The sequence below is a fragment of the Psychrobacter sp. 1Y4 genome, from assembly GCF_051847555.1.
The window spans coordinates 1-1,491 of the sequence record NZ_JBPYDE010000056.1; the positions used below are offsets into that span (position 1 = coordinate 1).

The window sequence follows — 1,491 nt, forward strand, 5'->3', positions numbered from 1 at the left end:
GTATGGGTATATCGGTGCAAGAGTTTGGCTTGCTGAGCCAATATCTGTCCATGGTTATCAACATCGTCACAGGACGCTTAGATGAAGTGGGCGGGCTTATGTTCCCGAACCCTGCTGTTGACGTGGTGAATAGCTCGGGCCCAGGTTATTTGGGCAAACGCCACAGCCGCGTGAGTAACCTACCTGATTTTAATGGTGAGTATCCAGTGGTTGCGATGGCAGATGAAATGCTGGTCGAAGGAGAAGGGCAGTTAAAAGGGTTTATGAGTGTCGCTGGTAACCCTGTTCTTAGCACGCCAAATGGCGAAAAATTGGATGAGGCATTGTCAGGTTTGGAATTCATGGTGTCGCTCGATTACTTTGTGACCGAGACCAGTCGCCATGCCAATATTATCCTGCCGCCCGTCTCGCCACTCGAGCGTGATCATTACGACATTACGTTTAATGGCTTTGCCGTACACAATGTTGCCAAATACTCGCCTGCCTTATTTAGTAAAACAGATAATGAAAAGCATGATTGGGAGATTTATTTAGAGCTTGCCGATCGCTTGGATAAAGACGCGCCAGAAGCGGTACAAAAAGAGCGTGCCGCGACAAAAGCGTTTGGACCGAAGTTCTTGCTTGAGCAAGGTCTAAAATATGGACCTTATAAAGACGTCACATTGGATGCGCTCATAGACAATCCACACGGTATCGACTTAGGACCGCTGCATCGTATGTTGCCAGATGCTATCAAACATGCAGATAAGCAAATCAATCTCAATGTTGATTTTTATCAGGGAGATCTGGCACGAGTCAAAGAGATGATGCAGCAGTACGATGATCAAGAGATTTTGCTCATTGGTCGTCGCCATGTGCGTAGCAACAACTCATGGCTACACAATAGCTATCGATTGGTCAAAGGTAAATCTCGTTGTACGTTAATGCTACATCCAGAAACGGCAGCACAGCATGGTATTGAAGATGGTCAAGACGTGAGAGTGACCTCTCGGGTAGGCAGTGTGGTCATCGCAGCAGAGGTGACCAATGAGCTGATGCCAGGCGTGGTCAGTATTCCGCATGGCTTTGGTCATGGACGTAAAGGGGTTAAGCAAAAGATTGCTCAAGAGCATGCCGGTATCAGCGTTAATGACTTAACAGACGATACCTTAATTGATCAGTTGAGTGGTAATGCCGCCGTTAATGGCGTACCTGTGCAATTAGAGGCGTTGGGTGCTAACATAGAGGAGGTGTCCACTGCGACATCAGAAAGCTCAGTAGATAGCGCAATGGCTTAAACTCAGTTTTTATTTCAAAGCAAAAAGAAGGCGTTTACATCATGTAAGCGCCTTCTTTTTTTATGATCGTAACTCTAATTATGTTATTTCAATATTAGGTCAATCGCTTGCACCCACAAAATCAAAATCAACATTGGGCGTTTCACCTTGTATTAATAAGCTGATGGCTTTTGCAGAGCCGCAAGCATGCGTCCAGCCTAACGTGCCATGTCCT

The 1,491-nt window shown here is 46.1% G+C and carries 1 protein-coding gene; it reads left to right on the forward strand.

Annotated elements, in window-relative coordinates; translation table 11 throughout:
• A partial coding sequence (locus ACS8FC_RS14110) for a molybdopterin oxidoreductase family protein (protein ID WP_439297223.1) occupies nt 1-1,277 on the forward strand: 1,277 nt, incomplete at its 5' end.
• Nucleotides 1,278-1,491 lie beyond the last annotated feature (214 nt).